The organism is Kitasatospora sp. NPDC054939 (genome assembly GCF_053610105.1).
Window position 1 is genome coordinate 41,492 of sequence record NZ_JBSGXP010000020.1, and the last position, 22,100, is coordinate 63,591.

Genomic DNA, 22,100 nt, shown 5'->3' on the forward strand with positions numbered 1-22,100 from the left:
CGGGTTTCCGTCCGCAGCCTGCACACACCGGCGCAGGACCGCGGCAGGCGGAGCACCGATTCCCCGAACACCCGGACCGCCGTCAGCCGGGTACCGCCGCGGGCACCTCGGGCAGACGCCGGCACAGTTCGTCGCGCAGGGCCCGGCCCGCGGGACTCGTGGGGCTGGCGGTCCGCCAGGCGAGGGCGATGCGGGCGCGGATCCCGGGGTCGACGACGGTCAGCGTCCGCAGCCGGCCGTCGCGGTCCGGGCCGTCCTCGCCCATCGGCAGCACCGCGACGCCGAGGCCCCGGGCGGCGAGCTGAACCAGCAGGCCGGGCGCCGCCGCCTCGAAGGCCACCCGCGGCCGGAACCCCGCCTGCGCACAGGCCCGTTCGAGCGCCGCGCGGACGCCGGTCCCGCGTGGCAGGCAGATCAGCGGCCGGTCGCACAGTGCGGCCAGCGGGACGCTCCCGCGATCGGCCCGGCCGACGAGCGGGTCGCCGACGAGCGGGTCCTCGGCGGCGACGACGACGGCCAGCGGGGTGTCGATGACCGTTCGGAAGGACAGACCCGGCGGGGGTACTTCGTCAGTCGGACCGAGGAGGGCGAGGTCGAGCTCACCCGCCAGGAGTGCGGCCTGCATGCGCTCCGAGGTGTCCTCGGTGAGTGCGATCTCCAAGGCCGGGTGGGCGTCGTGGAAGTCGGCGAGCAACCCGGCGAGGTCGAAGGCCCGCCCGGTGGCTCCGGAGACCAGCCCGAGCGAGACCCGGCCGCGCAGCAGCCCCGTGAACGCGTCGGCCGTCTGCTGCACCGCGTCCGCGGCGGCCAGCGCCGCCCGTGCGAACGGCAGAACCGCCCGCCCCGTTTCGGTCAGGGTCACCGTGCGGCGCGACCGGTCGAAGAGCGGCTGGCCCAACTCCTTTTCGAGCTGCCGGATCTGGGCGCTCAGTCCGGGCTGGGCCAGGTGCAGACGGGCGGCTGCACGGGTGAAGCCGCCCTCGTCGACGATCGCGACGAAGTAGCGCAGCTGACGGAGTTCCATAACCACCGATGCTAGGTGGCAGCACAATCCTCTATTGGAGTTATGCGCCGACCGCCAGCACGCTTGATCACATGCCGAACGACACGGAGAACGACGCCCTGCGCGGAGACGACCGGGCCGCGATCAGGGCCGCCATCGCCGCCGAACGCCGGGAGCTGGCCGACCTCTTCGACAGCCTGCCGGCCGACGGATGGAACGCGCCCAGCCTGTGCGGGGGATGGCGGGTCCGCGAAGTCGTCGCCCACATGTCGATGGGCTTCCGGCTTTCCCTGCCCGCGACGCTGGGCGAACTGGTGAAGGCCGGCGGGAACCTGCACCGCATGACCGACCGCGTCGCCCGCAGGGACGCCGCCGCCCACGCCCCCGACCGGCTCAGCGCCTTCCTGCGGGACAACGCCCACCACCCGTGGACACCACCGGTCGGCGGATTCGCGGCCGCCCTCGGCCACGACGTCGTCCACGGGCTGGACGTCACCACCGCCCTCGGGCTCGACCGACGGGTCCCCGAGGACCGGCTGCGCATCCTGCTCGCCGGCATCAATCCCCGCGGCCTGAGGTTCTTCGGCGTCGACCTGCGCGGGGTGCGGCTGTGCGCCGACGACCTCGACTGGTCCTACGGCTCCGGCGCCCCCGTCCGCGGCGCCGCCCAGGACCTCCTGCTGCTCGCCTTCGGCCGAAGGCTGCCGCCCGGGCGCCTACGGGGCGAACCGAGCAGCCGCTTCACCGCCGGCTGACGAGCGCACGCAGCCGCCCCCTCCGGCTCGCCACCACAGGTCCGACCGCTTACGGTCCCGATAGGCTCGGCAGGCAACTCGGCGACTGACCTGGAGACTTCATGCCGCTGCCCGCCATACCCGTCCGCCTGACCGGCGAGGGCCTCGTCCTCCGTGAATGGGAGGACGAGGACCTCCCCGTCATGGTCGAGCTGTTCGACGAACCCGACATCGCCGACCGCACCCCGCTCAGCTCGCCGTTCGACCTGGACGCCGCCCGCGCGTACCTGGAGATGATCCGCGGTACGCGCGCCGACGGCCGCCGGCTCCACCTCGCGATCACGACGGACGGCCGCGCGGCCCTCGGCGAGGTGATCCTCGACGCCGCCCACGGCGCCATGGGCTACGGCGTCGGCACCGCGCACCGCGGACAGCGCCTCGCCGCACGGGCCACCCGGCTGATGACCGCGTACGCCCACGAGGTCCTCGAACTGCCCCGGGTGGTCCTGATGATCGAGGCCGACAACGCCCCCAGCATCGCGGTCGCCCGGGCACTCGGCTTCCGTCTCACCGACGACGAGCCGAAGGAGTTCCCCGGCAAGGGCCGCCCCCTCATCCTGCAGACCTGGGCCCACGACCTCGCCGCCCCGCAGCCCTGACCCGTGCGCAGCGGGTCGGCCGGTCCCGGTCCGCCCGGGCCGGCTGCGGCGCCACCGGACCCGGGTCAGCGGGGGGACAGCAGGGCGAGTTCCGAACCGAAGCCCACCAGCAGCCCGCCCTCCGGCGCCGCGCCCAACGCCCCGATCGCGAACGGGAACACGAGTGGCGGTCCGACCTGGCTCCCGTCGGCCACGTCCCACAGCCGGACCGTCCCGTCCGTGCTCCCGGTGACGAGCAGGGTGCGGCCGCCCGCCGTGAGGGAGGTCGTGGCGCAGATCCGGCCGCTCTGGCCGTGGAGGGGCACCGACTGGACGCCCAGTTCCCGCAGGCGGACCGTACCGTCGTCATCCGCGATGACAACCAGAGCGCGACCGTCCACCGCCAGAGTCGCCACCACCGCGCCATCCTCCGTCAGGGGCAGCATCGACCAGTCGTAGGAGGTGTGCTCGGGCCTGACGTCCACCGGATCCGGCGTGCCCAGCACGTCCGCGCCGCCGCCCGTGAAGGGGTTGCCGACGTCCCAGGACCTCGCCGAACCGTCCTGATCGCCGCTGACGACCGTCAGGCGGTCGTCCACCACGGCCACCGCCAGCGCCCAGACCTCCATGAAGTGGCCGCGGACAGGGGCCCCGAGGGCCCCGAGATCCTTGCCGGCGGCCAGGTCCCACACCCGCACCCAACCGTCCTCGCCGCCGGTGACCGCCACCGTGCGGCCGCCGACGACCGCGCTCGCCACCGCCAGGACCCTGCCCTCGTGCCCGCGCAACGGCTCACCGACCGGCTTGCCGGTGGCCAGGTCCCACAACACGACCCCGCCGTCCTGAGCTCCGGTGACGGCCAGCGCCCGGCCGTCCCACACCGCGGCCGTCACCGCGTGTACCGCAGAACCCCGGCCGGTCACGGCGTGACGGAACCGGCACGCCTCCCAGCCGCCGACCCAGTCGACGCCCCACGCGGCGGCGGGCTCCCCGGGCACCGGTACCTCGATGATCCGCGCGGCGAGCTCCGGGGCGTAGCCGCGCGCGGCGGACAGGCCAGCGCCTGCCGGCGCACGGCCACGGAGTGACCGGCGTGCAGTCGAGCCGCAGCGCGGTACGCGCGTGCAGCCTGTCGGGGCTCATCGCGCAGGTCGTCGTGGAGCAGCGGCAGGATCTGGTCCGGATCCGCGTTCACCAGGAACCCGGGGTGCGTCAACCGTTCGTCCGCCGTTGCGGATTCGGCCCAGGGTGCCTCGTACGTCAGATCGTCGTTCATGATCGGCACCCTAGTCGGACCCACCGTCACCAGCCGTCCCGTCCGCAGGCCCCGAAACGGTCATGGCAGTCCCGCTGTGCCGACCCCGCACCGCCCCGTCGGCCGCCGAACCCCGCCCCCCGTGCGTGTCCCCCGCCGTTCGCCCGTGCGCCTCTGGTACGACCGGCGAAGCCGCCCCGAGGACACGCAGCAAGGAGCACGCGACCTGACGCCCCCGCGTCGGAGCGCGTGAGCCGGCCGTGGCCGTCCCCGTCCACGGGGCCGGGCTTCACGGCCACCGAATGCGGATGCTCCCCGCTGTGGCCTCCGTGCTGTCGCGAAGCCCTGCCAGGTACTCGGCTGCGTCGGCGAAGGGGCCACACACCGGTGCCCCGGAAGGCGGCGACACCGTGTCGGGTACGCGGTACGGGGTGTCGTCCTCGGCTGTGGGAGCGATCGGTTCGGCCCGGCTGAGGATCAGCATGTCGGCGACGAGGCACGTGACCTCGCCTTCGCCGTCCCGGCCGATCCAGACCGGGTAGCTGCCGTCACCCATACCGCTCGGGTAGGAGATCAGCGTGCCCCCGGTCGCGGGGTCGGTCCAGGACGGGAACCCGGAGCCGGTCCCTCCGCCGAGGACGGCCGTGTCCTCCTCACGGGCCACGGCGAACGCGTCGAGGACAGCCGCGTCCAGGAAGCATCCGGTGCCGGTGTCCACACCGAAGCCGTAGAACTCGTCGTCGCCCAGCAGCCGGACGTCCTCCCCAGGGCGCAGCGCGAGTTCCCAGCTCGCGGTCGGACGGTCGGGGCGGATCTCCACCTTCGCCGCGGTGATCTCGCCCCACTGCTCCCCGGCCCAGTTCATGCGGGCTATCAGGACGGGGTAGTCGCCCGGCGGGACGGTGACGGTGAAGGGCTCGTCCCGGCCCGCGAGCCCGCGCCCGACCCATCCGGGGTCGGCCGCGATGACCTCTCCGGTGGGCAGACGGAGGGTTCCGGCCACCTCGGGGGCCTGGATCTCGGCGATGCCGTCGTCGTCCCTGAGCCGCGCACCGGCGGTGAACAGGGCCTGCAGGTGGCGCGGGCGGGCGCCGGGGAGCTCGGCCCACGCGGGCCACGGCGCATCCTCCTTGTCGGCCTGCCTCCCGCCGTTGTCGGCGTCGGCGGGCGACACGGTGACGTCCTCGGGATGTTCCAGATAGGCACTCCAGTCGCCGAAGGGCGCCCGGGCCAGGGTCCGGTGCTGGTGCGGGATCTCGGCCGTCGTCTGGAACCGCCCACCGCCACTCGACATCACACTCACGCGTGCACGACGGACCGGATCGATGTCCGCGTCGAAGCCGGGGGCCTCACTCGGCTCCGCGGCTGCCGCGGCGGGCTCCGCGAACTCGCGGAAGCGACGCAGGTGCAGGCGGTCCTGCCACAGCTCGACGTACCGGTACTCCCGCTCGACACCGCCCGACTCCCCGACGACGAGGACGTCCAGCACACCCCGGGCCGCGCACGACCTCACCACCGTCCGCACCGGCCCTCCGGGCTCCCGCAGCTCCACCACGTACGGTGCGCCGTCCTCGTCCCGCCGGCGCGCCCCGGCCATCGGCAACGGGTGCACGAGCCGCCCCGTCGCCGCGTCCCAGTCGACCCCGTAGCGGGCCTCCACCACAGCCTTCCCGGACATCGGCCCGACCCCTTCCCCACGCAGCCCGATCATGCGAGGCGACTGTACCGAGCCCCGCCGACACCGCCGGTGCGGGAACTCAGCCGCCGACCGCCTCGGACTGCGCGCCGACGCCGGCCTCCCACCGGTCCACGAGCCGCTCCACGTGCCCGATCCGAGCCAGCCCCGGGCAGAACCGCTGCGCATCATCCAGCGCGCTCCGTGCCTCGGTGAACCGACCCACGGCGCCGAGGGCAGCGGCCAGCGAGCATGCGCCCTCGGCACGCCAGAACCGGGAGGTCTGCGTGCCGTGCTGCCTACGGGCAATCGCCACGGCGTCGTCGAGCCGGCCCTCGAACCGCGCGAAGTCGACCGCGGCCGGGACGCCGCACAGCACGACGTCCGCCGGTTCCTTGAACGCGCCCAGCGCCGCCGTCAACCGTTCCGCCCCGAGGTCGGGCGACAGCTCGCCGGAGTCGACTGCGCCCACGATCGCGGCGCTGATGGCCAGGTTGTAATCCGCCGTCACGCTGGACGGCCCCGCAGCCGCCAGCGCCGTACGACCGTGCTGTTCAGCCTCCTCGTACCGGCCCTCGGCCAGGGCGAGCACGGCGAGGTCCAGCTCCGGCCTGTCCTCGGACGTCAGATCCGGGACCGCGGCGCGCAGGTCGTCGATCCGGCCCGTCAGCACGGCGCCGGCCGCCCGGAGGTTGGCGGCGGAGGAGAGCGGGAGAGCGGACGGTCGGAACGGCGCCACCAGGAGGATCCAGCCGGTGCCGAGCGGGCCTCGGAGTGTGGACAGGATCCGCCAAGCCGTGGCGCCCAGGATGGTCAGCCCCATCGTGAACGTCGAACTGCTGCCCAGCAGCCACCCGCCGAGAGCCACCTGAAGCGCGGCGGACAGGGCCGTGCCGAGCCAGATCCGCAGCCTCGCCAACGGTGCCTGAACGGTGTACCAGGTGACCAGGGGCAGGCCAGGCAGAGCCCTCAGCTCGACAAGTGCCCCGCCGACGACGCCCTCGGCGATGATCCGGCCGATCCCCAGGCGAACGAGGGCGATCCGCTTGCTCTGCAGCCGGGCGGTGGCAAGCGTCCAGACGTCCCCGAGCAGCCTCGATGTGAGGAGACCTGCAAAACCGATAAGCATGAGCCGGCCCGCATCGGCGCCCGCCATGTGCACCAGCACGGCCACGGACGCGACCGCGAGGCCGACCCAGAGAAGATGTTTCGTCACAGCCGGTCAGCTTCCGGCATCGGCCCGCCCGAGGGAAGAGCCCGTGACGCACCTGTGATCTTGAGTTTCCGCAGGTGAACGCGGGTGAACGCCTGTCGAGGCGGATGGCGTCAGTCGAGCCAGAGCAGCACGGCGTCACCGGCCGTGGCCGCGGCGCGGAGGTAGGTCGTCAGGCCGGCGAACGCATCGCGGGCCCATTCCAGCGAGGCGGGCGAGTCCCAGATGTTCGGGTAGGTCTCGGCGGCGGCGAGTTCCTCGTATCCGACTCCCCGGATCAGCTCGTCGTACGACGTCCCCTCCAGGGCGTCGGCGGCGAGGCGCACCTGGTCGGTGGTCAGGTAGCGCGGCGGGCCGTAGCCCCAGTCCTCGTCGAAGGGTTCGCCGCCGTGCACGAGGTCGACGGGGAACGCCGCGCGCCGCAGCAGGAAGCCCAGCAGGTCCCAGGTCCCGTCGATGCAGAGGTGGCGCGCCTCGGCGGGCGCCGGCTCGTCGCCCTCCTCGGCGTCCTGGATCTCCTCGGCGCGCTCCAGGGACCATTCGGGGTCGTCGATCGCCCGGGCCAGCTCTTCGGGGGTGACACGCAGGTACTCGCCGTTCATGCTCGTGCGCGGCAGCCTAGACGGCGGCCCCACAGCGCTTCGTCGGCTACGCACCGATCCTCGACGCCGGCGGGATCCATCGGTGCCTGTCGCGCGGACGGCTGAGCGTCCAGGACGTTCAGAGCAATGATGGAAGAAGCCCGGTGCACTGGGCACCGGGCCTGCCCCGCCGTTGACAGGAGGGGAGCGTCATGGCGTCACCCACCGCGAAACGGAGCTCCGCCACCGCACCGGTCTCCGTCCATCCGCTCGTCGAGAACGAGCTCAACTCGGCCGACCAGGTCATGCGGCTGGCCTTCGGCACCTTCCTCGGCTTCCCCGAGCCCGAGACCACCTTCGCCGGCACCGACTACGTCCGCCCCCGGTGGGCCGCCGACCCGGCCGCGGCCTTCGCCGCGAGCGCGGACGGCGAGCTGGTCGGCTCGAACTTCGCCACGAACTGGGGCAGTGTCGCCTTCTTCGGCCCGCTGACCGTGCGGCCGGACTGGTGGGACCAGGGCATCGGGCGGCAGCTGATGGCCCCCGTGATGGACTGCTTCGACCGCTGGGGGAGCCGACACCTGGGCCTGTTCACCTTCGCGCAGAGCCCCAAGCACATCGAGCTGTACCGCAGCTACGGCTTCTGGCCGCGCTTCCTCACCGCGATCATGCGCCGGCCGGCCGGGCCGGTGGGCGGCGACCGTGACTGGACGGCGCTGTCGGCAGTGCCGGTCGAGGAGCGTGACGCGCGCCTTGCCGACTGCCGGGCGCTGACCGAGCGGGTGTACGAGGGGCTCGATCTCACCCATGAGATCACCTCCCTGGACGCCCAGGGGCTGGGCGACACCGTCCTGCTGCCCGGCGAGGGCGGACTGGACGGTTTGGCCGTCTGCCACACCGGCGTCGGTTCGGAGGCCGGTCCCGAGACCTGCTTCATCAAGGTCGGCGCCGCCCGGCCTGGGACGGGAGCCGCCGAGCGGTTCGATCGGCTCCTGGACGCCTGCGAGCAGTTGGCCGTCGACCGCGGGCTGCCCCAGGTCGACGCCGGGGTCAACCTCGGCCGCCCCGAGGCCTACGGCCGGATGATCGACCGCGGCTTCCGGACCTGGCTGCAGGGTGTGACCATGCACAGGCCCAACGAGTCCGGCTACAGCCACCCGGGGTCGTACGTCCTGGACGACTGGCGCTGAGGGCGCCGGAGCACGCTCCCGGGGTGCACCAGCGGCTCGGCAACCCGGACCGCTCCCGGATGGGTGAAGATCCGTGCACCCACGATGCGCCGCGCCACGGAGCGGCGTCCGGCCGTGGCGCCGGACACCGTGCGGGATGTGAGAGGGTCGTGCCGCTTTCGAACCATCCAGGGAGGGACGAGCGGATGACCCGCCTCGAACGCTGGGAGCGCCGTACCCAGGCCCCGCTGATCGTGCTGTCGGTGCTCTTCGCGGTCGCCTACGCCGTGCCGATCCTCGCTCCGGGGGCCGATCCGCGGGTCCTGCGGGCGGCGGGCTGGGCGGAGTGGGCGGTGTGGGCCGCCTTCACCGGTGACTACCTCGGGCGGCTGGTGCTCGCCGAGGAACGCTGGCGGTTCGTCCGCTCGCACCCGTTCTCGCTGCTCGCCGTGCTGCTGCCGCTGGTCCAGCCGCTGCGGCTGCTGCGACTGGTGTCCACCCTGCTGCTGGCCGGCCAGCGGGTGCGGATGGCCGCGCAGGTCCGGCTGACCACCTACGTGGTCGGGGCGGTCGCGGGGCTGCTGGTGTTCGGGTCGCTGGCGGTGCTGGAGATTGAGCGCTCCTCCCCCACGGCCAACATCCGCACGCTCGACGACGCGCTGTGGTGGTCGTTCACCACGATGACGACGGTCGGGTACGGCGACCACACCCCGACCACCGGGCTCGGCCGCCTGCTCGCCGTCGGTCTGATGCTCTCCGGCATCGCCCTGCTGGGTGTGGTGACGGCCAACATCGCCGCCTGGTTCATCGCCCGTTCCGAGGCCGAGGAGCGCTTCGAACACCTCAACCACCAGGCGATCCTCGAACTCACCGCCGAGGTGCGCGAGCTGCGCCGGCAGGTGGCCGAGCTGTCCGCCGCCAAGGAATCGGTCCCGGCGGAACCGGAGCCCGCCGCAGCCACGACCTGAACCGGCCGAGAACCGGCGGGCCGGCACCGAACCGCCACACGTCCCGGCAGCCGGACACCCCGCGTGAGATGCCCCACAGCAGCCGCCCCGGGACGGCCCTGCCCCGACCGGAGCCGGCGCCGGACCCGCAGCATTTCCGCAGGTCAGAGCCGTTCAGCCGACCAACAAACGGGCCGACCACGCACCGGGGTCCGCACCCCCGCCCTACCGCATCGCGCGGGCCCTCTGATAGACGTGGCAGGGACTGTTCGACTGCGTCGGAAGCTCCACCATGAACCAGCACCCCCAGCCTGACCAGCACTCCCAGCCCGACCTCGTCGGCTTCACCATCGACCTCACCGCCGAGGAGGCCCGGCGGCGGGCCGAGGTCATGGCCGCGCTCGGACCCGACTGGGACCCGGTGGCGGTCCTGCAGGAGGAGGAGGCCGCGTACGCGCTCCTCTACTCGGGCCTGGACGCCGAGCAGCAGCGGATCCACGACCAACTGGTCGCAGCGGGCGTGCTGCCCGGACGGCCCGACAAGGAGGACGGTCGTGCGACTTCCGATTGATCCCCACGCCGACCGCTCCCGCCGGGCCTGGGTGGCCTGCCCGGGGTGCGACGACGCGCGGGGCTGCGCGACGTGCACCGACCGGCGCAACTGTTCCGAGCACTGGCGCTACCTGATCGCCAACAAGGGGCCGAAGGTCCATCTGCAGTGCCCCAACTGCACCCACACCTGGACCCTCGACACCTCCCGCAGGGCCGCTCCGAAGCACTGACGGCCCACCGCAGGGCACCCGTCGGCCGTCAGCAGATCCGCGGCAGCTGCTCCCCGAGCGGCATGTCGACCACGCGGGTCCCGCCGAGGCCGGTGCGGGCGACGACCATGCCCGGGTGCTCCTGGACCGCCTCGCCGATCACCGTGGCGCCCGCCCCGAGCGGGTGCGCACGCGTGGCGGCCAGGACGGCGTCGGCCGACTCCCGCGGGACGAAGGCGACGAGCTTGCCCTCGTTGGCCACGTACATCGGGTCGAGTCCGAGCACCGCGCAGGCGTTGGCGACGGGGTCCGGGACGGGGACGGCCCGTTCCCGGATGACGACGCCGGTGCCGGAGGCGGCTGCGATCTCGTTGAGCGAGGCGGCCAGGCCCCCGCGGGTGGGGTCGCGCAGCACGTGGAGGTCGGGGGTGACGGCCAGCATGGCTTCGACGAGCCCGCCGAGCGCGGCGCAGTCGCTCTCGATCTCTACGCCGAACTCCAGCCCTTCGCGCACGCTCATGATCGCGACGCCGTGCAGCCCGATGGGGCCGCTGACGATCACCACGTCGCCGGGGACGACCCGCTGGGGGCGCAGGTCCACCCCCTCGGGGATCACCCCGATCCCGGAGGTGTTGACGTAGACGCCGTCGCCGTGGCCGGATTCCACGACCTTGGTGTCCCCGGTGACCACCTGCACGCCGGCGGCGCGCGCGGCGGCTCCGAGGTCGTTGGCGACCCGGGTCACGACGTCGGTCTCGACACCCTCCTCCAGGATGAAGCCGCAGGAGAGGTAGGCCGCTCGGGCCCCGCTCATGGCGAGGTCGTTCACCGTGCCGTTGACGGCCAGGTGACCGATGCTGCCGCCGGGGAAGAACAGCGGGCGGACCACGAACGAGTCGGTGGAGAAGGCGATCCTGGCCCCGCCGAGGCGGACGGCGGCCGCGTCGGTGGTGACCGAGAGCTCCGGTCCGCCGAAGGCGGGGGCGAAGATCTGCTCGACCAGTTCGGCGGACATCGCGCCGCCCCCGCCATGGCCCATCACGACCCGGGAGCGGTCGGCGAGCGGAGCCGGGCAGGTCCAAGCCAGCATGTCGGGGGTCGCGTCGATGCGGAGGGTGTCGGACAACGGGGTGGTGCGCGTGGTGTCAGACAACGGGGCTGCCCTCCAGGGGCCGGGACTGCCGGGACGGGGTGCCGCGGTCGAGCCGCCGGTAGAGGTAGTAGGCGGCGCAGGCGCCCTCGCTGGAGACCATCGTGGCGCCCAGCGGGGAGCGCGGGGTGCAGGTGGTGCCGAACGCCTCGCACTCGTGGGGCTTGAGCAGGCCCTGGAGGACCTCGCCGCTTCGGCACTCCGCCGGTTCGCGGGTGTCGATCCCCTCGACCCGGAAGCGGCTCTCGGCGTCGAATTCGCGGTAGCGCTCGGACAGCCGCCAGCCGCTGTCGGGGATGACGCCGATGCCGCGCCAGGCCCGGTCGGTGACCTCGAAGACGTCGTCGAGCATCGCCCGGGCGGCCGGGTTGCCCTCGTCCCGGACGGCCCGCCGGTAGGCGTTCTCGACGGTGTGCTCGCCGCGCTCCAGTTGGCGGACGGTGCGGCGCACCCCTTCGAGGATGTCCAGCGGTTCGAAGCCGGTGACCACGATCGGCACCCGGTAGCGGGCCGCGAGTTCGGGGTACTCCTCGGTGCCCATCACGCTGCACACGTGGCCGGCGGCCAGGAACCCCTGGACGCGGCACTCCGGGGAGCGCATGATCGCCTCGATGGCGGGGGGCACCCGGACGTGCGAGACGAGCAGGCTGAAGTTTCGCAGGCCCAGCCGGCGCGCCTGGTGGACCGTCATCGCGTTGGGCGGGGCGGTGGTCTCGAAGCCGATGCCGAAGAACACCACCTCGCGGTCGGGGTTCTGTTCGGCGATCCGCAGGGCGTCGAGCGGCGAGTAGACGACCCGGACGTCGCCGCCCTGTCCGCGTACCTGGAAGAGGTCCCGGCCGGTGCCGGGGACGCGCAGCATGTCGCCGAAGGAGCAGAAGATCACGCCGCGGCGGGAGGCGATCTCCAGGGCCTTGTCGATGACCTCCAGCGGGGTGACGCACACCGGGCAGCCCGGCCCGTGGATCAACTCGATCTGCTCCGGGAGGAGTTGGTCGATCCCGTGCCGGATGATGCTGTGCGTCTGGCCGCCGCAGACCTCCATCAGCGCCCAGGGCCGGGTGACCGTGGCATGGATCTCGTCGAGCAGCCGGCGGGCCAGCGCGGGGTCCTGGAACTCGTCGATGTACTTCACCGCTGCACCTCCCCGGCGGAGCCGTCCCGGGCCGGGCGCTCGCCCTCCGGGGCCTCGGCGACCGGTTCCCACGGGTCGCCGAACTCCTCCTGGAGCATGCCGAGGGTCTCGAACAGCTCCAGCGTCTTCCTGGCCGACTCCTCGTCCAGGCGTTGCAGGGCGAACCCGACGTGGACGATGGCGTACTCCCCGACCTGCAGGTCCGGCAGGTACTCCAGGCAGACCTCCTTGACCACGCCGCCGAAGTCGACGGTGGCCATCCGGGTGCCGTCCCGGTCCTCGACGTCGAGCACCCTTCCGGGTACCGCCAAGCACATGTGCCTCTCCTCGGTCTCAGGGTCTTGGTGCGATCTCAGGGTCTTGGTGCGATCTCAGGGTCGCGCTGCGGGACTCAAGGTCTTGGTGCCGCGCCGGGGGCCGCCCCGGCCGCGACCCGGGCCGCCACGACGAGCTGGCCGAGGGCCAGGCCGCCGTCGTTCGGCGGGATCCGGTGGTGGCGCAGCACGGTGAACCCGTCCCGGTCCAGTGCGCGGGCGCAGGCCGAGGACAGCACGGTGTTGGCGAACACTCCCCCGGTCAGGGCGACGGTCTGCACGCCGTACCGGTCGCGGGCGGCGGTGCAGACGGTGTGGACCAGGCGTGCGACGGCGCCGTGGAAGCGGGCCGCGACGGCGGCCGCGGGTGTTCCGGCGCGTACGTCGTCGGCCGCCGCGGCGAGCAGCGGCGCGGGGTCGGCGGTGTGCGGGCCGCCGGTGGTCGGGGTGGTGAGGCGGAAGGCGTAGCGCTCGTCGCCGTCCAGGTCGCCGGGTGCGCGCAGGGCCGCGCCCTCCAGTTCGATCGCGGCCTGGGCCTCGTAGGTGGTGTGGTGGCGGATTCCGGCGAGGGAGGAGACGGCGTCGAACAGCCGGCCCATGCTGGAGGTCGGGGCGCAGTTCAGTCCCCGCTCCAACTGTCGTCGGATCAGCGGGAGTTCGGTGGGCGGGCAGGCGCGTACGCAGGGCAGCGCGGGGTCGGCCGCGAGGCCCGCGGCGTACAGGTGGGCGAGGGCCATGCGGTAGGGGTGGCGGACGGCTGCATCGCCGCCGGGCAGCGGGACGTAGGCGAGGTGCGCGAAGCGTTCGAAGCCGGCGTAGTCGGCGAGCAGGAACTCGCCGCCCCAGACGGCGCCGTCGAGGCCGTAACCGGTGCCGTCGAAGGCGACGCCGAGGACCGGTGTGCTGCCGTCGAGGCCGTGCTCGGCCATGGCGGAGGCGATGTGCGCGTGGTGGTGCTGGACGGCGGCGACTGGACGGCCCGCGGCGTTGCGGCGCGCCCAGTCGGCGGAGCGGTAGCCGGGGTGCCGGTCCACCGCGAGCAGGCCGGGCCGTACGCCGGTGATGCTCTCCAGTTGCCGGGCGGCGGTGGTGAGGGCGCGCTGGGTGGCGAGGTCGTCCATGTCGCCGAGGTGGGCGGAGAGCCAGGCCTTGCGGCCGAGGCCGAGGCAGAAGGTGTTCTTGAGGTCGCCGCCGGCGGCGAGGGCCGGGGCGACCTCGACGGGCAGTGTGACGGGCAGCGGGGCGTAGCCGCGCGAGCGGCGCAGGGTCAGCTGTTCGCCGTCGCAGACGCGGACGACGGAGTCGTCGCAGGGGACGTGGATGGGGCGGTCGTGCAGCAGCCAGGCGTCCGCGAGGCCGGCGAGCCGGGTGAGGGCGTCGGTGTCGTCGGTGACGATGGGTTCGCCGGAGAGGTTGCCGCTGGTCATGACGAGGAGCCGGGGCCCGTCCTGCCCGGGTGCGCCGAGGCCGAGCAGCAGGTGGTGGACGGGGGTGTACGGGAGCATGACGCCGAGGTCCGGGCTGCCGGGGGCGACCTGGGGTGCCGGGGCGGCGGCGGGGTGCGGGCGGGGGTCGGCGGTGCGGCGCAGCAGGACGATCGGTCGGACGTCGCCGGTGAGGAGGGCGCGTTCCTCGGGGCCGAGGTGGACGAGGGGTTCGACGGTGGCGAGGTCGGCGGCCATCAGGGCGAAGGGTTTGTCGCCGCGGGCCTTGCGGCGGCGCAGTTCGGTGACCGCGTCGGGGTTGGCGGCGTCGCAGGCGAGGTGGTAGCCGCCGAGGCCCTTGACGGCGAGGATGGCGCCGTCGGCGAGCAGTCGGCGGGCGGCGTCGACGGGGTCGGTGTCGGGGGCGGGTGGGGCGAAGGGGGCGTCGGGCGCGGTGACCAGGCGCAGCCGGGGGCCGCAGCGGGGGCAGGCGACGGGTTGGGCGTGGAAGCGGCGGTCGGCCGGGTCCTCGTACTCGCGGGCGCAGTCCTGGCACATCGGGAAGCCGGCCATGGTGGTCTGGGGGCGGTCGTAGGGCAGGCCGGTGACGATGGTGAACCGGGGGCCGCAGTGGGTGCAGGTGATGAAGGGGTGGCGGTGGCGCCGGTCGGCGGGGTCGGCGAGTTCCGCGAGGCAGGCGTCGCAGGTGGCGGTGTCGGGTGGGACGAGGGTGCGGACGGCGCCGCCCTGCCGGGAGGGGACGATGGTGAACCCGCTGTCGCCGCCGGCGGCGAGTTCGGTGGTCTCGACGGACTCCACGCTGGCGAGGGGTGGTGCGTCCGGTCCGATGCGGGCGCAGAACGCGGCGACGTCGGCGGGGTGGCCCTCGACCTCGGCGACGACGCCTTCCGCGGTGTTGGTCACGTGGCCGGCCAGGCGCAGCGAGGTGGCGAGGGCGTGGACGTAGGGCCGGAAGCCGACGCCCTGGACCACGCCGCGGACGACCACGCGGTGGCGCTGCGGTGCGGCTGCGGCAGGCGCGGCAGGTGCGGTGCCGGGCCGTGCTGCGGTCACACGCCGGCCTTGGCCATCAGCGGGCTGTGGACGGGGGTTCCGCCGGCCGCGGCCAGGGCGCGGTCGAGCAGGGTGCCGGCGCCGTGCCCGTCGCGGACGGAGGTGAGGACGACCTCGACGCCGGGGTTGACCTGCTGGACGTTGTGGCGGAACGCGGCCTCGTCGAAGTCGGTGGCCCGGGCGAGGTCGGTCTTGGTGACGACCACGAGGTGGGCGAGGCCGAAGGCGGTCGGGTACTTGAGGGGCTTGTCCTCGCCCTCGGTGACGGAGGCGAGGACGACGCGCAGTGATTCGCCGAGGTCGTAGCCGGCGGGGCAGACGAGGTTGCCGACGTTCTCCACGAACAGCAGCCGGGTGTGCTCGGGCAGCCAGTCGTGCAGGTGGCGGGCGACCATGTCGGCCTCCAGGTGGCACAGGCCGTCGGTGTGCACCTGCTTGACGGGGACGCCGGTGCGGGCGAGGCGTTCGGCGTCGTTCTCGGTGGCCAGGTCGGCGGTGAGCGCGGCGGTACTGATGCCCCGCTCGGCGGCGAGCCGCAGTTCGCTCTCCAGCAGGGCGGTCTTGCCGCTGCCGGGGCTGGAGAGCAGGTTGACCACCGTGGTGCCGCGGGCGGCGAGTTCGGTGCGCAGGATGCCGGCCGCGGCGTCGTTCCTGGCGAGGACGGCGCGCTGGAGGTCGACTACTCGGCACATGCTCGGTTCTCCTCGGTGGTGGGTGGGTTCGGGGGTGCAAGGCCGGTCTCGGGGGCGGGGTCGGAATCGGGGTCGGTCCAGCGGACCTCCCGGATGCGCAGTTCCCGGCCGGCGACGAGTTCGACGGCGGCGCCGCCGCAGCGGGGGCAGAGCAGGCTGGGCGGCATGCCGACCTCCCACACCGTGGCGCAGGGCTCGCAGCGGGCGCTGCCCGGGACGGTGCGGGTGACGAGTTCGGCGCCTTCGGCGACGGTGCCGGCGCAGGCGAGTTCGAAGCAGAAGGCGAGGGAGTCGGCGACGACGCCGGCGAGTTCGCCCACGTCGAGGGTGATCCGCTCGACCCCGGCGGCCCCGCGGGCGCGGGCCGTCTCCTGGACCTGGTCGACGACGGCCATGGCCACGGACATCTCGTGCATCGCTCTCCGTCCCCGGCTCGGCACTGCCCGGCCCCCATTGGAGGCCGGGCGGCGTGCGGACGCGGCCCGGCGCGCCGGGTCGGCGTGCGCGGTGTCATCCGTTCGGTGCAGCGGGCTCCGGACCGCCCGGTCCGGGGGCGGGTCACATCCGGCTGATGCGCAGGTAGCGCCGCAGGTCGGGGAGGACGCCCCGCAGGAGGGCCAGGCCGGCCACGACGGTGGTGGCGACGAGGACGGCGGTGCCGAGGGGGTGCTTGCTCACGGTGTTCTCCATGGGGCTTCAGACGACGGCTTCCTGGCGGACCAGGTCGGTCACGGTGCGGACGGCCTCGGGCACGGCGGCGGCGACCTGCGGGCTCAAGCCGATGCCCTCGTCGAGGCAGGCCGGTTCGCAGCCGACGACGAGGATGCGGCGCGGTGGTGCGGTGCCCGTCCCCGCGCACAGGGTGTCGAGGAGGGCCAGGACGGCGTCGGGGGTCATCCGGTGGCCGTCGAGCGGCGCTCCCGCGGGGTCGGGCGTGCGTTCGCCGGGGGCCGTGGCGTCGATCAGGTACAGCGTGCCCGGTTCGCCGCCGCGTGCGGTGACGTCGACGAGGACGAGGGTGTCCCAGCCGTCGAGCAGTTGGTAGGCGAGGTGGACTCCGCGGATCCCGACGTCCACCGTGTGGACGTGGGGGGGCAGTTGCTCCCGGGCGAGCAGGCGGATCGTCTCGACGCCGAAGCCGTCGTCGCCGAGGAAGACGTTGCCGACGCCCGCCACGAGGGTGCGCGGCGCGGCGGCCGGTTCGGTGGCGTTCACCGCTCCTCCAGCACGTCGGTCCCGTCCAGTGCCTCGCCGTCCAGTGCCTCGACCTCGTCGGGCTGGAAGTAGAGGAACCGGCCCTGGGCGCGGCGCAGGTCGGCGCCCGGGTCGTCGTCCACGGTTACGGCGAGGTGCACGCCCCCGTCGACGTCGTGGAGTACGGCCTCCACCAGGGCGCTGCGGCCGTCGAGGAAGAGGTCCTGGGCGTCGGTGCGCCGCCGGCCGGGCCGCAGGAGCACCCGGGCACCCGCCCGCACCGCACGCCCGCCGACCAGGACGTGGTCGCGGGACGGGTCGACGGAGGTGTCGCCGCCCGGGTCCCACCACGGGGTGTCCGGGGCGAGGCCGCCGTCCGCGGGCGGCTGCTTGGGGCCGGTGACGTCCCGCAGGCTGCGGACCGCCCCGTGCAGCCGCTCCAGTACCTCCGGCGGCATGGTGTCCGCCAGGTCGATGACGGCCGCGGCCCGCGCGTCGGTGTCCCGGGCCTCGCGCTTCTCCTCGTCGGTGAGCGCGGCGGTGCGCAGGGCCAGGATCTCGTCGATCTCGGTGGCGTCGTAGAGGGCGCCGGGGCTCTCGGGGGCGACGGCCGGGTGGTCGTCGAGGATGATCGGCGAGGAGAGCAGCAGGTCCGCGCGGCCGGGCTCGCCGGCCAGGACGGGCCAGACCCGCACGTTCTCGCAGCCGGCCACCACCCCCTTCGCCCACTGCGGTGGGTCGGTCATCGACAGGAACGAGCCGCTGTCCAGGCGCAGCAGGGTGTGCGCGCCGACCAGGCTGTACGGGAGGGCGGCGTTGCGGTCGGCGCCCGTTTCGGCGCTCCAGTCGGTGGTGTTCTCGACCGTGACCGTCAGCCGGCTGACGCGGTACGGGCCGTCGAGTTCGGCAGCCGTGATCCGTACCTGGCCGGTGAGTTCCTCGCGCCGGCGCACCAGGCGCCCGCGAACGCGTCCGGCGGCGTCGGTGACCTGCTCGATCTCACGGGCCGCAAGGCGGGTGAAGGGCTGGACGGTGCCGTCGCGGCCGAGTGCGTCGACGGGCACGGTCAGGGTGACGGTCTCCTCGACGCCCTCGTCCCAGGCCGTCAGGACCCGCTCGTCGACGCGCAGTTCGGCGACCTCCTGGAAGCCGCCGTCCGGGGCCGGCTCCTCCACGGTGCGCCGCCGCACGTGCAGGAAGCGCAGCTCCAGGGCGAGTTCGGCCCCGGCCCGGGGCTCCATCAGGCATTCGGTGCGCTGCCAGGCGTGCTCACCGCTCGCCGTCCAGGACGGCGGCACCAGGACGCCGAACTGCCAGCGGAACCGGTTCTTCGCCGCGGAGGCCCGGTAGGGGTAGAGCACGTAGCCCTCGAACAGGACGGCGTCGGCGATCTGCCGGGCGACGGCGAGCCTCGCCTCGGTGTCGGGGGTGAAGACGGCGGTCGTCATCGTGTCCTCTCCTCCGCCGCGAGCAGGGCCTCGACGGTGGCCTGCCAGGACGGAAGGGCTTCGCGGGAGCGGTAGGCGAGCAGGGCGTCCATGGTGTCGCTCGGGAGCCGGATCCAGCCGCAGCCCGGGAAGTGCTGGTCGATCATCTCCCGCCAGACCTTGACGGGCATCCGGTGCGCGACCTCGCGGTCCCACGGCACGGGCTCGACGTGGAAGCCCCCGGCGCCGGTGAACGCGGTACCGGAGAACAGCAGCAGCAGCGGGACCTCGCCGTCGACCAGCGCCCGGAAGTAGCGGCTCGCGGCGATGTCGGTGTCGTAGGTGCAGGGCACCACCAGGTCGGTCTCGATCTCCCCGGTGAAGCCGGGCACCATCGCGGAGACCTGCGCGAACTGCACCGGGTTCATGCTGGTGCCCCAGCGGGCGCGTTCACCGAACAGGTCGCCCAGCGCCGCGGCCTCCTCGTCGCCGTAGCCGCGCCGGGCGGGTTCGATGCGGATCTGGCAGCGCAGCGCGAGCGCGTGCACCCGGGTCTCCGGGGTGGCGGTGATCCGCAGCCGGAAGACGAGGGTCGGCCCGGCCGCGTACGGGTCGGCGCGCACATCGGTGCAGGCGAAGGAGAACGCGGTCACCGGCCGGACCCCCGCGGTGCGCCCGCCAGCTCCCGGACCCGCGCGAAGACCGCGTCGAGGTCCGCCCGCGCCTGCGCGCCACCGTCGAATCCCTGCCAGTGCAGGCGCATCCGGCCCACGAGTTCGTAGCAGAGGTCGATCGGCACCAGGTGGACCTCGGTGCGGCCCTCCCGGCGGCGCAGCAGCAGCGCCTCGACGTCCGGTTCGAGCAGGCCGGCCAGCCGGGTGGCGTCCAGGACGCTGCCCCAGGCCGGCTCCTCCAGCTCGCTCTCGGTCGCGCCGGCGGGGCTCGGGTAGAGCACCACCGGGCGGCCGAGCGCGGAGTTGTGGAAGACGAACGCGACGGAGACCGGGATCCGCAGCGCCTCCCAGGCCCGGTCGTCGATCCGGTGCCCGGGGTCGTCCAGGTAGCGGCCCGGCACGGTGCGGAAGCGCCCCTGCGCCCCGCCGGGCCGGTCCATGAGCTGCGTGCAGGGGCCGCAGGCGCAGACCAGGGCCCGCCGTTCGGTGTCCGCCAGGTGCCGGTGGTCGGCGGCCAGCCGATCCCCGCACAGCTCGCAGCGCTCCTCCGGGGGTGTGAGCGGCGTGGTGAAGCGGCGCAGGCCGGTCGGCCCGGCCGCGGTACGGGCGGCGGCCGGGAATCCGCTCACGCCGCACCGCCCCGGGTCCCGGCACCGGCACCGGCGGCGGCACCGGCGCCGACGGGCGGGCCGGCGCCGATCTGGAGCAGGGCGGGCTCCCGCCCTGCCGTTTCGAGTTCGACGCCGGTCACCTCGGGGGCGAAGCAGGCGAGGGCGTCGACCGCCGCCTGCCGGGTGCCGTCCAGGGTGCTCGGGCAGCCGCAGCCCGACGAGGCGGCGACGCGCAGCCGCAACACCCCGCCCGCCGGGTCGAACCCGGCGTTCTCCACCGGCTGCGGCAGAGTCGACAGGGCGCGGCCGATCCGGGTCTCCACGTCCTCCGGGTGCAGTGAGTGGAGGTTGAGCAGGCTCGCCACCAGCGCGTCGCCGAGCAGCGCCGCCCGCGGGTCGGCGGGAGCACGCCCGCCCTGACCGCCCGGACCACCGCCCGGACCGCCGAGCAGTGCCACGATCCGGGCGAGCCCGCTCCCGTAGAACTCCATCAGGACCCGCACCACGTCCTCGGCCGCGGCGCGGGCCGCGCCGTCCCCGCTCTGCGCCAGCCGGTCGAGCACCTGCTCGACCCGCCGGCCCGCCTCCTCGGCGCCGACGGCGCTCATCCGCCCAGGCCGCTCAGGCCGGTGGGCACGTGCATCGCCTTCACCGTACGGCCGTTGCCGGTGTACATGTGCACCCCGCACGGCAGACAGGGGTCGAAGCTGCGCACGGCCCGCATGATGTCGATGCCCTTGAAGTTCTCCGGCGAGTTCTCCTCGAAGATCGGGGTGTTCTGCACGGCGTCCTCGTACGGGCCCGGGGTGCCGTAGGTGTCGCGGACGCTGGCGTTCCACGGGGTCGGCGGGTACGGGTGGTAGTTGGCGATCTTGCCGTCGCGGATCACCATGTGGTGCGAGAGGACACCGCGGACGGCCTCGGTGAAGCCGCAGCCGATGCTCTCGTCGGGGACCTCGAACTTCTCCCAGGTCTGGGTGCGTCCGGCGCGGACCTCCTCCAGGCCCTTCTCGGCGCAGTGCAGGGCGACGCCGGCCGCGTACGCCTGGAAGTAGGTGCGCGCGCGGTTGCGTTCCAGCGCGTTGCTCCACTTCGGGATCTTCCACTCGAAGGTGGTCTCGGGCTTGGTCATCGTGCGGGGCAGGTTGATGACGACGCTGTGGCCGGTCGCCTTCACGTAGCCGATGTCGACCAGGCCCGACAGCGCGGTGGACCACAGGCGGGCGATCGGGCCGCCGCCGGTGTCCAGGGCCAGGTGGTCCTTGCCGTCGAACCAGCGCGGGGACATCACCCAGCTGTACTTGTCGTCGAAGTCCCGCTTCTGCGGGGCGGGGATGGTGTGCTGGTTCCACGGGTGGCGCGGGTCGACCGGGTTGCCGAGCGGGTCGTGGGTGACGAACGGCTCCTGGCCCTCCCAGTCCTCGTAGTACGAGCTCCCGAGCAGGATGCGGATGCCGAGGTTGATCTTGGTGAGGTCGTTGGTGACGAGCTTGCCGTCCACCACGACGCCCGGGGTGACGAACATCCGCCGGCCCCAGTCGGTCATGTTGGCGTAGGTGAAGTCGCAGTACTCGGGGTCGTTGAGCGCGCCCCAGCAGCCGAGCAGCACACGCCGGCGGCCGACCTCCTCGTAGCCGGGCAGCGCCTCGTAGAAGAAGTCGAAGAGGTCGTCGTGGAGCGGGACGACACGCTTCATGAACTCCACGTAGCGCATCAGACGGCTGAGGTAGTCGGTGAACAACTGCACCGACGCCACCGTCCCGACACCGCCGGGGTAGAGCGTGGAGGGGTGCACGTGGCGCCCCTCCATCAGGCAGAACATCTCCCGGGTGTAGCGGCTGACCTGGAGCGCCTCGCGGTAGAACTCCCCCTCCAGCGGGTTGAGGGAGCGCATGATGTCGGCGATCGTGCGGTAGCCGTGCTCGGCGGCGTGCGGCGCCTGGGTGCGCTCGGCCAGCTCCAGGACCCCGGGGTTGGTCTCGCGCACCATCTTCTCGCAGTAGTCGACCCCGACCAGGTTCTCCTGGAAGATGTTGTGGTCGAACATGTACTCCGCGGACTCGCCGAGGTTGATGATCCATTCGCCGAGGTGCGGCGGCTTCACGCCGTACGCCATGTTCTGCGCGTACACCGAGCACGTGGCGTGGTTGTCCCCGCAGATGCCGCAGATGCGGCTGGTGATGAAGTGCGCGTCGCGGGGGTCCTTGCCCCGCATGAAGACGCTGTAGCCGCGGAAGACGGAGGACGTGCTGTAGCACTCCGCGACGCGCTTCTGCTTGAAGTCGATCTTCGTGTGGATGCCGAGACTGCCCACGATGCGGGTGATGGGGTCCCAGGCCATCTCCACCAGGCCGCTGCCGTCACCCGTCGTCTTCGCCGGAGATGCCATTGTCTGTACGGTGCCCTTCGTCGGTTGCTGCGTCAGTTGC

24 protein-coding genes are annotated in these 22,100 nt (G+C 73.5%); 6 read left to right on the plus strand and 18 right to left on the minus strand.

What is annotated here, in order from left to right; translation table 11 throughout:
• Window positions 1–82: 82 nt before the first annotated feature.
• Window positions 83–1,024: a LysR family transcriptional regulator gene (locus ACWGB8_RS08745; RefSeq protein ID WP_452211606.1), complete on the minus strand. Its 942-nt coding sequence runs from the start codon at window positions 1,022–1,024 to the stop codon at window positions 83–85.
• A 71-nt stretch (window positions 1,025–1,095) separates the two neighbouring features.
• Here ACWGB8_RS08745 and ACWGB8_RS08750 point away from each other — a divergent pair, with 71 nt between their 5' ends.
• Both ACWGB8_RS08750 and ACWGB8_RS08755 read left to right on the plus strand, forming a co-directional pair.
• Window positions 1,096–1,758 carry a maleylpyruvate isomerase family mycothiol-dependent enzyme gene (locus tag ACWGB8_RS08750; protein ID WP_452211607.1) on the plus strand — a complete coding sequence of 221 codons (663 nt, stop codon included), beginning with the start codon at window positions 1,096–1,098 and terminating at the stop codon, window positions 1,756–1,758.
• Window positions 1,759–1,859: 101 nt separating this feature from the next.
• A complete protein-coding gene (locus ACWGB8_RS08755) occupies window positions 1,860–2,396 on the plus strand; it encodes a GNAT family N-acetyltransferase (RefSeq protein ID WP_452211609.1) in 537 nt (178 codons plus the stop codon).
• 65 nt (window positions 2,397–2,461) lie between these two features.
• Here ACWGB8_RS08755 and ACWGB8_RS08760 read toward each other — a convergent pair whose 3' ends face one another.
• From ACWGB8_RS08760 to ACWGB8_RS08775, 4 genes are all read right to left on the minus strand, one after another.
• Entirely contained in the window at window positions 2,462–3,268 is an 807-nt protein-coding gene (locus tag ACWGB8_RS08760; protein WP_452211610.1) for a WD40 repeat domain-containing protein, read from the minus strand.
• Window positions 3,269–3,919: 651 nt separating this feature from the next.
• On the minus strand, window positions 3,920–5,308 hold the full coding sequence (locus tag ACWGB8_RS08765; RefSeq protein ID WP_452211612.1) for a DUF4241 domain-containing protein: 1,389 nt from the start codon (window positions 5,306–5,308) through the stop codon (window positions 3,920–3,922).
• Between the two features lie 79 nt (window positions 5,309–5,387).
• Entirely contained in the window at window positions 5,388–6,479 is a 1,092-nt protein-coding gene (locus ACWGB8_RS08770) for a hypothetical protein (RefSeq protein ID WP_452211614.1), read from the minus strand.
• Window positions 6,480–6,631: 152 nt separating this feature from the next.
• Window positions 6,632–7,120 (minus strand): YfbM family protein, encoded by a 489-nt coding sequence (locus ACWGB8_RS08775; protein WP_452211615.1) that lies wholly within the window; start codon window positions 7,118–7,120, stop codon window positions 6,632–6,634.
• A 191-nt stretch (window positions 7,121–7,311) separates the two neighbouring features.
• Here ACWGB8_RS08775 and ACWGB8_RS08780 point away from each other — a divergent pair, with 191 nt between their 5' ends.
• The 4 genes from ACWGB8_RS08780 (at window position 7,312) to ACWGB8_RS08795 (ending at window position 9,997) form a co-directional block, all read left to right on the plus strand.
• Complete coding sequence (locus ACWGB8_RS08780; protein ID WP_452211617.1) at window positions 7,312–8,289, plus strand: GNAT family N-acetyltransferase; 978 nt, start codon at window positions 7,312–7,314, stop codon at window positions 8,287–8,289.
• A gap of 185 nt (window positions 8,290–8,474) precedes the next feature.
• Complete coding sequence (locus ACWGB8_RS08785; protein WP_452211619.1) at window positions 8,475–9,236, plus strand: potassium channel family protein; 762 nt, start codon at window positions 8,475–8,477, stop codon at window positions 9,234–9,236.
• Between the two features lie 271 nt (window positions 9,237–9,507).
• The gene (locus ACWGB8_RS08790) at window positions 9,508–9,786 is read left to right on the plus strand and encodes a DUF6400 family protein (protein ID WP_452211620.1); all 279 of its coding nucleotides are present in this window, start codon (window positions 9,508–9,510) and stop codon (window positions 9,784–9,786) included.
• Window positions 9,770–9,997, plus strand: a complete 228-nt coding sequence (locus tag ACWGB8_RS08795) for a hypothetical protein (protein ID WP_452211622.1) — start codon at window positions 9,770–9,772, stop codon at window positions 9,995–9,997. Before ACWGB8_RS08790 ends, ACWGB8_RS08795 begins: the two co-directional genes overlap by 17 nt.
• 28 nt (window positions 9,998–10,025) lie before the next feature.
• Here the strand turns inward: ACWGB8_RS08795 and hypE are convergent, their stop codons facing one another.
• The 13 genes from hypE to ACWGB8_RS08860 all read right to left on the minus strand — a co-directional run bounded on the left by hypE (window position 10,026) and on the right by ACWGB8_RS08860 (window position 22,060).
• Window positions 10,026–11,129 (minus strand): hydrogenase expression/formation protein HypE, encoded by a 1,104-nt coding sequence (gene hypE, locus ACWGB8_RS08800; protein WP_452211624.1) that lies wholly within the window; start codon window positions 11,127–11,129, stop codon window positions 10,026–10,028.
• The gene (gene hypD / locus ACWGB8_RS08805; RefSeq protein ID WP_452211626.1) at window positions 11,122–12,261 is read right to left on the minus strand and encodes a hydrogenase formation protein HypD; all 1,140 of its coding nucleotides are present in this window, start codon (window positions 12,259–12,261) and stop codon (window positions 11,122–11,124) included. Before hypD ends, hypE begins: the two co-directional genes overlap by 8 nt.
• On the minus strand, window positions 12,258–12,578 hold the full coding sequence (locus tag ACWGB8_RS08810) for a HypC/HybG/HupF family hydrogenase formation chaperone (protein ID WP_452211628.1): 321 nt from the start codon (window positions 12,576–12,578) through the stop codon (window positions 12,258–12,260). The genes hypD and ACWGB8_RS08810 overlap by 4 nt, the downstream gene beginning before the upstream one ends.
• A gap of 74 nt (window positions 12,579–12,652) precedes the next feature.
• On the minus strand, window positions 12,653–15,073 hold the full coding sequence (hypF, locus tag ACWGB8_RS08815) for a carbamoyltransferase HypF (protein WP_452211630.1): 2,421 nt from the start codon (window positions 15,071–15,073) through the stop codon (window positions 12,653–12,655).
• Window positions 15,070–15,765, minus strand: coding sequence for a hydrogenase nickel incorporation protein HypB (gene hypB / locus ACWGB8_RS08820; protein ID WP_452211632.1), 696 nt, complete (start codon window positions 15,763–15,765; stop codon window positions 15,070–15,072). The genes hypF and hypB overlap by 4 nt, the downstream gene beginning before the upstream one ends.
• Entirely contained in the window at window positions 15,753–16,181 is a 429-nt protein-coding gene (gene hypA, locus ACWGB8_RS08825; RefSeq protein WP_452211634.1) for a hydrogenase maturation nickel metallochaperone HypA, read from the minus strand. The genes hypB and hypA overlap by 13 nt, the downstream gene beginning before the upstream one ends.
• A gap of 142 nt (window positions 16,182–16,323) precedes the next feature.
• Window positions 16,324–16,443: a DUF6893 family small protein gene (locus ACWGB8_RS08830; RefSeq protein ID WP_452211636.1), complete on the minus strand. Its 120-nt coding sequence runs from the start codon at window positions 16,441–16,443 to the stop codon at window positions 16,324–16,326.
• 18 nt (window positions 16,444–16,461) lie between these two features.
• Window positions 16,462–16,980, minus strand: coding sequence for a hydrogenase maturation protease (locus ACWGB8_RS08835; protein WP_452211637.1), 519 nt, complete (start codon window positions 16,978–16,980; stop codon window positions 16,462–16,464).
• Entirely contained in the window at window positions 16,977–18,407 is a 1,431-nt protein-coding gene (locus tag ACWGB8_RS08840; RefSeq protein ID WP_452211639.1) for a hypothetical protein, read from the minus strand. Before ACWGB8_RS08840 ends, ACWGB8_RS08835 begins: the two co-directional genes overlap by 4 nt.
• Complete coding sequence (locus tag ACWGB8_RS08845; protein ID WP_452211641.1) at window positions 18,404–19,039, minus strand: DUF6084 family protein; 636 nt, start codon at window positions 19,037–19,039, stop codon at window positions 18,404–18,406. Before ACWGB8_RS08845 ends, ACWGB8_RS08840 begins: the two co-directional genes overlap by 4 nt.
• Window positions 19,036–19,689 (minus strand): DUF5947 family protein, encoded by a 654-nt coding sequence (locus tag ACWGB8_RS08850; RefSeq protein WP_452211643.1) that lies wholly within the window; start codon window positions 19,687–19,689, stop codon window positions 19,036–19,038. The genes ACWGB8_RS08845 and ACWGB8_RS08850 overlap by 4 nt, the downstream gene beginning before the upstream one ends.
• A complete protein-coding gene (locus tag ACWGB8_RS08855) occupies window positions 19,686–20,279 on the minus strand; it encodes a hypothetical protein (protein WP_452211645.1) in 594 nt (197 codons plus the stop codon). Before ACWGB8_RS08855 ends, ACWGB8_RS08850 begins: the two co-directional genes overlap by 4 nt.
• The gene (locus ACWGB8_RS08860; protein ID WP_452211646.1) at window positions 20,276–22,060 is read right to left on the minus strand and encodes a nickel-dependent hydrogenase large subunit; all 1,785 of its coding nucleotides are present in this window, start codon (window positions 22,058–22,060) and stop codon (window positions 20,276–20,278) included. Before ACWGB8_RS08860 ends, ACWGB8_RS08855 begins: the two co-directional genes overlap by 4 nt.
• Window positions 22,061–22,100 lie beyond the last annotated feature (40 nt).

Excerpts from the sequence above, each read along its gene's own strand:
- ACWGB8_RS08765 (WP_452211612.1), bottom strand. The coding sequence starts at position 5,308 with ATGTCCGGGAAGGCTGTGGTGGAGGCCCGCTACGGGGTCGACTGGGAC.
- ACWGB8_RS08755 (WP_452211609.1), top strand. The coding sequence starts at position 1,860 with ATGCCGCTGCCCGCCATACCCGTCCGCCTGACCGGCGAGGGCCTCGTC.
- ACWGB8_RS08855 (WP_452211645.1), bottom strand. The coding sequence starts at position 20,279 with ATGAGCGCCGTCGGCGCCGAGGAGGCGGGCCGGCGGGTCGAGCAGGTG.
- ACWGB8_RS08785 (WP_452211619.1), top strand. The coding sequence starts at position 8,475 with ATGACCCGCCTCGAACGCTGGGAGCGCCGTACCCAGGCCCCGCTGATC.
- ACWGB8_RS08840 (WP_452211639.1), bottom strand. The coding sequence starts at position 18,407 with ATGACGACCGCCGTCTTCACCCCCGACACCGAGGCGAGGCTCGCCGTC.
- ACWGB8_RS08810 (WP_452211628.1), bottom strand. The coding sequence starts at position 12,578 with ATGTGCTTGGCGGTACCCGGAAGGGTGCTCGACGTCGAGGACCGGGAC.
- ACWGB8_RS08750 (WP_452211607.1), top strand. The coding sequence starts at position 1,096 with ATGCCGAACGACACGGAGAACGACGCCCTGCGCGGAGACGACCGGGCC.
- ACWGB8_RS08775 (WP_452211615.1), bottom strand. The coding sequence starts at position 7,120 with ATGAACGGCGAGTACCTGCGTGTCACCCCCGAAGAGCTGGCCCGGGCG.
- ACWGB8_RS08780 (WP_452211617.1), top strand. The coding sequence starts at position 7,312 with ATGGCGTCACCCACCGCGAAACGGAGCTCCGCCACCGCACCGGTCTCC.
- ACWGB8_RS08745 (WP_452211606.1), bottom strand. The coding sequence starts at position 1,024 with ATGGAACTCCGTCAGCTGCGCTACTTCGTCGCGATCGTCGACGAGGGC.
- hypA (WP_452211634.1), bottom strand. The coding sequence starts at position 16,181 with ATGCACGAGATGTCCGTGGCCATGGCCGTCGTCGACCAGGTCCAGGAG.
- hypB (WP_452211632.1), bottom strand. The coding sequence starts at position 15,765 with ATGTGCCGAGTAGTCGACCTCCAGCGCGCCGTCCTCGCCAGGAACGAC.
- ACWGB8_RS08860 (WP_452211646.1), bottom strand. The coding sequence starts at position 22,060 with ATGGCATCTCCGGCGAAGACGACGGGTGACGGCAGCGGCCTGGTGGAG.
- ACWGB8_RS08790 (WP_452211620.1), top strand. The coding sequence starts at position 9,508 with ATGAACCAGCACCCCCAGCCTGACCAGCACTCCCAGCCCGACCTCGTC.